4 protein-coding genes and 1 pseudogene (1 of these 5 running past the window's edge) are annotated in these 8,966 nt (G+C 55.2%); all 5 read left to right on the top strand.

Annotation, left to right across the window (positions count from 1 at the left end; translation table 11 throughout):
• On the top strand, positions 1 to 633 hold a 633-nt coding region (locus tag CMG77_RS06275; RefSeq protein ID WP_286903799.1), incomplete at its 5' end, for a copper-binding protein.
• The gene (locus CMG77_RS06270; RefSeq protein WP_286903798.1) at positions 626 to 3,748 is read left to right on the top strand and encodes an efflux RND transporter permease subunit; all 3,123 of its coding nucleotides are present in this window, start codon (positions 626 to 628) and stop codon (positions 3,746 to 3,748) included. The genes CMG77_RS06275 and CMG77_RS06270, both read left to right, overlap by 8 nt.
• A gap of 681 nt (positions 3,749 to 4,429) precedes the next feature.
• Entirely contained in the window at positions 4,430 to 5,755 is a 1,326-nt protein-coding gene (locus CMG77_RS06265; protein ID WP_286903797.1) for a TolC family protein, read from the top strand.
• Between the two features lie 3 nt (positions 5,756 to 5,758).
• Entirely contained in the window at positions 5,759 to 6,991 is a 1,233-nt protein-coding gene (locus CMG77_RS06260) for an efflux RND transporter periplasmic adaptor subunit (protein ID WP_286903796.1), read from the top strand.
• A 14-nt stretch (positions 6,992 to 7,005) separates the two neighbouring features.
• A pseudogene (locus tag CMG77_RS06255) lies at positions 7,006 to 8,966 on the top strand (efflux RND transporter permease subunit) (it continues 1,149 nt past the right edge of the window).

Here is an 8,966-nt window from a genome sequence, read left to right as displayed (position 1 = left end):
CTAGGAGAGGGCAGGTTTAGATCCGTAGTCGTTGAAGTGGGGCGCGTCGGAGAGCGGCACGTGGAAATTCTGGCTGGCTTAAATGAAGGGGAGCGTGTCGTCACCTCCGCACAATTCCTGATCGACTCGGAATCCAGCAAAACCGCAGATTTGGAACGCATGACGCCGCGTCCCGACCAGAGCGAACAGGCCTCTGTTGAAGAAGACATTGAACCCTCGTCGACTTGGGTTTCCGCTCGTATTCTCAGCCTGATGCCCGATCATCGTATGGCCACTCTCGAGCACGAGCCGATACCAGATTGGGATTGGCCCGCCATGACCATGGATTTCATGGTCGAGGAAGGCGTCAGCATGGAGGATCTCGAGCCGGGGATGCGCCTGCATGTACAGATCGTCAAGGATAGCGGCGGTGACTACCGCTTGAGCCAAGTTCACATCCCCGGTGAAGGATCTTCAGGCGATACCGAATCTTCTGAAATGGACCACAGCCAGCATAAAGGGGGAGGCCAGGGCTCGATGCCGGAACCGAGCGAGAAGGGCCACGATGAGATGTCTATGCCGGACCACGACAGCATGAGCCAGGACGCCATGGAGCACGATCATCACGACAACGAGGAGCATCGTCATGATTGAGTCCATCATTCGTTGGTCCATCAGCAATCGATTTTTCGTGCTGCTGGGCACCTTGATGCTGGTGGGTGTGGGCCTCTATTCCGTGAAGAATACCCCCGTAGACGCGATCCCGGATCTATCCGACGTACAGGTCATCATTAAGACCAGCTACCCCGGGCAGGCGCCGCAGGTGGTGGAGGATCAAGTCACCTATCCACTGACCACGGCCATGCTATCGGTGCCGGGCGCGGAAACCGTGCGGGGCTATTCTTTTTTTGGCGATTCCTATGTCTATGTCATTTTTGATGATGATACTGACGCCTACTGGGCCCGTTCGAGGGTGCTGGAGTATCTGTCCCAAGTGGCTCCCACACTGCCACCAAGCGCCCGGCCACAACTTGGGCCGGACGCAACCGGGGTTGGCTGGGTCTACCTCTACGCGTTGGTGGATCGCAGTGGCAAGCATGACTTGAGCCAGCTGCGCAGCCTGCAGGATTGGTTCCTGAAATACGAGCTGCAAACGGTGAGCGGCGTTTCTGAGGTATCGGCCCTTGGCGGCATGGTCAAGCAGTACCAGGTGAAGGTTAATCCGGAAAAGCTACGTGCTTTTGATATCCCGCTGTCGCATATTAAGAACGCCATTCAACGTGGCAACCAGGAGGTCGGTGCCTCAGTGGTGGAAATGGCGGAAGCAGAGTATATGGTGCGCGCCACGGGTTACGTCCAAAGCGTGGAGGATCTGGGTAACATTCCCTTGGGTGTGAACGCTAACGGCGGGCCGCTGCTACTAAAAAACGTGGCTGAGATCCAGGTGGGTCCACAGATGCGCCGTGGCATAGCTGAGCTCAATGGTGAAGGTGAAACTGTGGGCGGTATCGTGGTGATGCGCTTCGGAGAAAATGCTCAAAAAACCATTGACGGCGTCAAAGCAAAGCTGGAAAAGCTCAAAAGCGGTTTGCCCGAAGGGGTAGAGATTGTCACCGTTTATGATCGTTCCGGATTAATCTCCCGGGCCGTTGACAGTTTATGGAAAAGTCTGCTCGAAGAACTTGCCATTGTGGCGCTGATCTGTGTCATTTTCCTCTTTCATGTCAGGTCATCACTGGTTGCTGTCATCAGCCTTCCGTTGGGCATTTTGACGGCTTTTATCGTGATGCATCTTCAAGGTCTGAACGCCAACATTATGTCGCTGGGCGGTATCGCGATTGCAATAGGCGCGATGATTGACGGTGCCATCGTTATGATCGAGAACATGCACAAGCACATGGAGCGGACGCCTTTGACGCCGGAAAACCGTTGGCAAGTAGTGGCGAAATCGGCTTCGGAGGTGGGCCCCGCATTGTTTTTCAGTCTGCTGATTATCACCGTAAGCTTTATTCCGGTGTTTACCCTGGAGGCCCAGGAGGGACGGATGTTCAGTCCGCTGGCATTTACTAAAACCTATGCCATGGCGGCCAGTGCGGCGCTCGCTGTTACAGTGGTTCCGGTTTTGATGGGGTATTTCATTCGAGGAAAGGTGGTCGCCGAAAGCAAGAACCCGGTAAACAGGCTACTGATTGCTGGCTATATGCCATTGCTCAAAGGCGTCTTGCGGTTCCCCAAAACCACGCTTGCAATGGCTGTTGTGATACTTTTGATTGGGATCTGGCCAGTCAATCAAATCGGCAGTGAGTTTATTCCTGACTTAGATGAGGGCGACCTGATGTATATGCCCACCACTTATCCGGGGCTGTCCATCGGAAAAGCCAGGGAGTTACTGCAACAAACCGATAAGTTGATTGCTACGGTGCCGGAAGTCAAAACCGTGTTCGGCAAGATCGGTCGTGCCGACACGGCGACTGACCCAGCGCCACTGACTATGATTGAAACCTTCATACAGCTCAAACCCAAAGACCAGTGGCGCGAGGGCATGACCACAGAGAAACTTAAAAAGGAGATGAATGCTCTAATACGATTCCCCGGCCTGACCAACGCCTGGGTGATGCCCATCAAAACCCGAATTGACATGCTGGCGACCGGCATCAAAACGCCGGTAGGTATTAAAGTGGCGGGCGAGGACTTGAAAGAAATCCAGGCCATTGGCCAGCAGTTGGAACAAGTCCTTAAAGATGTGCCCGGAACCGCCTCGGTTTACTCTGAGCGGGTGGCCGGTGGTCGCTATATCAAGGTGGATATTCAGCGGGAACAGGCGGCACGCTATGGCCTGAATATTGCCGATGTGCAGCAGGTGGTGGCTACCCCCATTGGTGGAATGAATGTGTCGCAGACGATTGAGGGGCTTGAACGCTATCCGATCAATTTGCGTTACCCGCAGCATTACCGGGACTCGCCGGAACAATTGGCATTGCTGCCCATTGTTACGCCGGCCGGAGAGCGTATTGCACTTGGCGATGTGGCAAAGGTATATGTAGAGGAAGGCCCCCCGGCAATCAAGAGTGAAAATGCACGGCTCAACGGCTGGACTTTTGTGGATATCGAAGGCGTGGATGTAGGCACTTACGTTGAGCAGGCCATGGTGACCGTTCAGGAACAACTGGATTTGCCGGCGGGCTATTCGGTAACCTGGTCCGGCCAGTATGAATATATGCTGCGGGCCAAGGAGAAGATGACCTATGTAATACCGCTGACTTTGGCTATTATCATCATACTGCTGTACATGAACTTCAGGAGCTTCGCTGAAGTAGCCATAATTCTAGGAACCTTGCCGCTTGCTGTAATCGGGTCCATCTGGTTAATGTTCCTTTTGAATTTCAATTTCTCTGTGGCTGTGGCGGTCGGGTTTATCGCTCTCGCGGGTGTCGCGGTAGAAATTGGCGTCATTATGCTGACCTATCTCAATCAGTCGTACAGTCAATTCGTAAGTGATTGCAAAGAGAAAGGAGCGCCATTCCGTCGAGAGGAACTAATTCAAGCCGTGACACACGGAGCTGGGCTACGTGTCAGACCAGTGATGATGACGGGGGTTTCCACTTTTGCTGGCTTGCTGCCCATTATGTTTAGCTCTGGCACAGGTGCAGAAGTTGTTAGCCGAATTGCGGCTCCAATGGTGGGCGGTATGTTGAGCGCGATGGTTCTAACACTGCTGGTGTTACCCGTTGTATATTATCTTTGGAGAGGCTATTCGCTAAAAAGTTAGGATGATCTGCCTGAGTCTGCTTTGAGAGCGCATTTTTTACCACTCGAGGTTAGCGTAGAGCGCGTAAAAAAATAAGTGAATTCGGCTGGCGGTCATCGGCTGATCGAACGGACTATAAAGGACGTTGTCTGTCAAGCCGCCGGTCATCTGGTAACAGTGCGCTCTTTAGTGGGCTGGTACCCACGGAGGGGTGCCGGTTTTGAGCTATGGGTTTTCTTGTGGTAGCATCTAGGGCTACGTTTTGAGAGTTTGTTCGTTTTAATGAAGAATCGTTGGGTAACAATCGTTTTAGCAATGGTGATTGCTCTGCAGTCACTGGTGGCTATTGGCGATATAAACCAGCCTCATTATTCTACGACGCCTCATCATGATCACGGGCATTCCCATGAAGTGGCCGTCATTGATTCAAGCACTTTGGGTACAGATCCGTCTTCCTTCTCGTCTGACACATCGCTGGACCATTCATCGGACCATAACCATCAAAACCACGCTCACTTCCATATGGTTCTGGTAAGTGGCACGGATATTACAGTGTTATCTGCTGGTCAGCTTTTGCCCGACTACCAAGCCCAACATATGTCAATCATACCTCCTTCCCTGTTTCGCCCTCCCATCGCCTAATCCTACGATTGATCCCATTCGGGACACTTTTGTTATTTAAGTCTTCGTAGGAGAAGTTACATGCTTTTTTGTAAGCCCATGAGCTCTGGGCGGCGTTTACTGCCGCGCAAGCTCTATATGCACGTCTTATGGCTCTGTACTCTGGCATTCAATATTGCCGGTGTCCAAGCTGAAGAGACACCCATCAGCCTCGCCAATGCCTTGTCCCGGACAATGGCTCAGAATCCCAGTCTGCAGGTGTTTGACTTTCGACTGCAGGGGCTTGAGGGACGCCGACTGTCAGCCGATCAGGCACCGGCCTATGTGGCGGGACTGGAGGTGGAAAATGTCCTCGGTAGTGGTGACCTTAGAGGGGCTGACGGGGCCGAATACACCTTGTCGCTTTCTTCGGTCATTGAATTGGGAAGCAAGCGTCAGGCTCGTACTGGCGTTGTGAACTCCCGATATGACCTCGTAAAGGCCGAACGGGAAGCCGAGACTCTGGAACTGTTGGGCGAGGTGACGCAACGCTATGTCGCCACTCTGGCTCTGCAGGAAAAACTCGATTTATCCACTCAGGCCATGGAATTGAGCGAGACCACCCTGAACACAGTTACCCAACGCGCCAAACAGGGCGCTGCACCTGAAGCCGAAGTATTACGCGCCAAGGCGGCTCTTGCCCAAAGCCAGCTCGCCCACGACGCTCTGCAAACCGAGTACGAGAAGCGGAAAGTGGCACTGGCCTCACTGTGGGGGGAAACACGGGTGGATTTTCAGCGGTTGCAGGGCGATCTGTTCCGGTTTGAGCCTAGCGAGCGGTTCGAGGTGCTCTACCAGCAAGCGCGGGAGAGCCCAATGATTCGAGTCTATGCCAGCGAGCGGCGTATGCGCGAGGCTGAGATCCGCCTGGCACGAAGCCAATCGGAAAATGACATTCGCTGGCAGCTTGGTGCTCGTCGTTTCGAGGAGTCGGGTGAAGCTGCGCTGGTGGCGGGAATATCCGTGCCGCTGTTTTCCGGATCTCGAAACCGGGGTGAGGTGCAGTCGGCCATGGCGGCACGCAATGAGGTGGAGTACCGCCAACAGAGCGCGCTACTGAAACTCCACTCCCTCTTGTTCGAGGCTTTTCATGCCCGTCAACAAAACATTGATGCGGTTGAGCGGCTGCGCTCCACTGTCCTNCCCGATCTCACGAAAGCCCTCGANCTNACCCAAAAAGCCTATGANCGCGGCCGCTACAGCTATGTNGAGTGGACCGCCGCACAGCGTGAACTGCTTTCGGCCCGCGAGGCACTCGTCGAAGCAGCCGCAACGGCGCTGCTCAATCAAGCTCTTATCGAACAGCTCACGGCGCAGCCCATGACTCAAGGCGAGGCCACGCCCGCTNACCAAACACAGGATTATTGAACCATGCAANTGATAAAACCACTCTACTGGATACTGGTGGCCACCTGTCTGGCCGCCAGCCCCCTGCTAGCGGCGCAAGATCGGGACGATGCTTCTAACGAAGCACAACAGACCGCGCCCGAAACCAAAGGNCCTCATGGNGGCCTCTTGCTTGAGCGGGACGACGCTANCGTCGAACTGCAGATTTTCGAGCAAGGTGTTCCTCCAGAATATCGTGCCTGGGTGACAAAGGACGGTAAGCCCATGACCGATGGGGTTGACCTCAACGTTCAACTCACTCGTTTGGGCGGACAAGAGGATACNTTTGATTTTGCCTTCCANGGAGACTATTGGCTGGGGGATGGCGTGGTGACCGAGCCACATTCCTTTGATGTGGAAGTCACGCTTGCCTTGAACGGTAAANAATACCAGTGGCAATGGGAATCCCACGAAGGCCGTACCCGCATTGCAGCCGANATTGCTGAAAAGGCTGGAATCCGAACAGCCGAGGCCGGTCCGGGCTCGATTGAGCGAACCTTGACCACTTATGGGCAACTGACCACCGCGNCGGAGCAAATCGCGCGGGTGCGCGCCCGCTTTCCCGGCGTCATTACCAGAGTCAATGTTCGTTTGGGAGACCGTGTTGCCAAAGGTGATCTGCTGGCGCAAGTGGAGTCCAATGAAAGTCTTAAAACCTATGATCTGCGCTCACCCATGGATGGCGTGGTAACCGAGCGCCAGATCAGTGTGGGCGAAATCGCCGGTGACCGGCCTCTATTTGCCATCGCCGATCTGTCCACCTTGTGGGCGGAGCTTCAGGTATTTCCGGGCCAGCGCACCAAGGTGGCGGTCGGCCAGAAAGTTCTACTGCAAGCCGAGGGATTTAATCAGCAGGCTAACATTAGCCATCTGCTGCCTTCCCCAAACAATGCGCCCTATACCCTGGCCCGAGTGAAAGTGGACAACCCGGACGGCACNCTGANCCCAGGCTTGCTGGTNGCGGGGGATATAGTGGTAGAGACCCTTGAGGTGCCACTGGCGGTCGAGAACCGGGCGCTGCAGCCTTTTCGGGATTGGAGCGTGGTATTTATCCAGGTGGGAGATACTTATGAAATTCGCCCACTGGAGCTAGGCCCCAGCGACGGCACTTTGACTGAGGTACTGGGTGGGCTACAAGCGGGTGACCGCTATGTAGTGGACAACAGTTATCTGATCAAGGCCGATATCGAAAAATCCGGCGCATCCCACGACCACTAACCCAGGAGGCTNTGATGATAAANGCCATCTTACGCTTCTCGGTAGAGCGGCGGTTTTTAACGTTATCCCTTATTCTGGTGTTNGTCGGTGTAGGCCTGTGGAGCTTTCAGCGCCTGCCGATCGATGCGGTACCAGACATCACCAACGTCCAGGTGCAGATCAATACCGAGGCNCCGGGGTATTCCCCCNTGGAGGCTGAGCAGCGGATCACTTTCCCGGTGGAAACGGCTCTGTATGGTTTGCCTAATTTGTCCTATACCCGCTCAATATCCCGCTACGGTCTGTCCCAGGTCACAGTGGTATTCGAAGAGGGTACGGACATTTATTTCGCCCGAAACCTGATCAATGAACGCCTCGGCACCATCAAGAATGCCCTGCCACCGGGCCTGGAGCCGGAAATGGGTCCCATCGCCACCGGCCTTGGCGAAATCTTGATGTACACGGTCGAAGCGCGGCCCGGCGCCACTCAAGAGGATGGCAGTCCGTTGGACGCCACGGCACTGCGGGAAATTCAGGATTGGATTATCAAACCCCAACTGGCACAGGTGCCTGGGGTGATTGAGATCAACACCATCGGTGGCTACAACAAGCAGTACCACGTCACGCCCTTCCCACAACAGTTGCTGCAATTTGGCGTCACCATGGATGAACTGGCGGACGCACTGCAAGCCAACAACACCAACCGCGGTGCAGGCTATATCGANCGCAAAGGGCAACAGCTGCTGGTCCGTTCACCTGGACAGTTGGCCTCCATCGCTGAGATTGAACAGGTGGTTATCGCTAATCGGCAGGGCGCACCGGTAAAAGTCAGTGATGTGGCCGAGGTGGCCATTGGCAAGGAACTGCGCACCGGGGCGGCGACCCGCGACGGCAAGGAAACGGTGCTGGGCACGGCCATGATGTTGATGGGAGAAAACTCCCGCTCAGTCGCGCAGGCCGTGGCTGAAAAATTGAAGGCCATTCAGCCTTCNCTCCCCGAGGGGGTNAAGGTGGAGGCGGTGTACGATCGCACGACTTTGGTGGACAAGGCNATCGCCACGGTGGAAAAGAACCTGCTCGAAGGCGCATTGCTGGTNATCGTCGTGCTGTTTCTGTTGCTCGGCAATCTACGCGCCGCNCTGATCACGGCGGCNGTAATTCCTTTGTCCATGCTCGCCACCATCACTGGCATGGTGCAATCGGGCGTATCGGCCAACCTGATGAGCCTTGGGGCGCTGGATTTCGGCCTGATNGTGGATGGTGCGGTGATTATCGTCGANAACTGCATTCGGCGGTTGTCCCAGTCCCAGCACAACGGCCAGTTGCCACTGCGGGAGCGGCTCCAGCTGGTGTACGAAGCCACCAACGAAGTCATTCGCCCCAGTCTGTTCGGTGTCGCCATCATTACCGTGGTGTACTTGCCGATCTTTTCTCTCACCGGCGTTGAGGGCAAGATGTTCCACCCCATGGCGGCCACTGTAGTAATGGCATTGTTATCCGCCATGGTGCTGTCGCTGACTGTGGTGCCAGCCGCCGTTGCAGTGTTGCTGCGAGGCAAAATCAGCGAAAAGGAAAGNCCGGTAATCAGCGGTGCCAAATCGATGTACAAACCAGCTTTGCTTGTCGCGATGAAGTTTCGCTGGTTGGTNTTGGGCGNCGGCNACNNCGCTGGTNGCGGTNTGTNTCTGGNTGGCNACNACNNTNGGNTCGGAATTTATTCCNCANCTNGANGAAGGGGATATNGCNCTNCATGCNCTGCGNATNCCNGGCACCGGNNTNGAGCANTCCATCGNGATGCANTCGCAGCTGGAAGAACGGCTGAAGGCCTTTNNNGAGGTGGACAAGGTGTTCGCCAAGATCGGCACGCCGGAAGTGGCCACNGANCCCATGCCCCCCAGCGTNGCGGANAACTTTGTNNTCNTNAAGCCNCGCNNCCANTGGCCNAANCCNGACAANACNAAGGATGAACTGGTGGCGGAAATGGCAGNACGCNGTG

Source organism: Marinimicrobium sp., assembly GCF_002695945.1.
GTDB classification, from domain to species: domain Bacteria; phylum Pseudomonadota; class Gammaproteobacteria; order Pseudomonadales; family Cellvibrionaceae; genus Marinimicrobium; species Marinimicrobium koreense.
Note: the sequence above shows the minus strand (reverse complement) of the source record. Positions and strands in the feature narration are given on the sequence as shown.